The sequence below is a fragment of the Burkholderia reimsis genome, from assembly GCF_003294055.1.
In the GTDB taxonomy this organism is placed as follows: Bacteria; Pseudomonadota; Gammaproteobacteria; order Burkholderiales; family Burkholderiaceae; genus Burkholderia; species Burkholderia cepacia.
On the sequence record NZ_QMFZ01000145.1, the window covers coordinates 1 to 472 of the forward strand.

The following is a 472-nucleotide window of genomic DNA, read 5'->3' on the forward strand; positions in this document are numbered from 1 at the left end:
CCGCTATTCCGTTCACCCCCTCCGGCAACTGGCGTTGCGTCTGGCCTCATGCCGTTATCACGAGCGGCACAAACACGCCGCTCCGCCCCTTCCGCGAGTGCTTGGGCGGAGGATATATGATGCTTCCTTGTATTATCCTACAGCGCGGACCCTATACTGCGGCTTGGGGGGAGCTGGAAGGAACCTACAACATCAGCGGATTCCAGAACGCCGCGGAGAATACGACAACCTACAACGGCAAGACCCACGTTGTGTTCCAGAACGCCTACCGGAACGCAATCAGCGAGTTCTGGGCCTTGTCCCTGGACTGAGGAGCGCATAAATGGCTTATGAAACCGGGTCCGCGACCGGACCGAACGACATGTTGATCAAGCTGCGCGACTTCGCCGCGGCTCAAGGCTGGACCGTGAACCGCGACGTGGCTGCTGGCTCCGGGCGGGAACTTTGCCTCAGCAAGGGTACAGCCTACTTC

At 60.0% G+C, this 472-nt stretch carries 1 protein-coding gene; it reads left to right on the top strand.

The features are described 5' to 3' along the window. A partial coding sequence (locus tag DPV79_RS43190; RefSeq protein WP_208866786.1) for a hypothetical protein occupies positions 1 to 311 on the top strand: 311 nt, incomplete at its 5' end. Positions 312 to 472 lie beyond the last annotated feature (161 nt).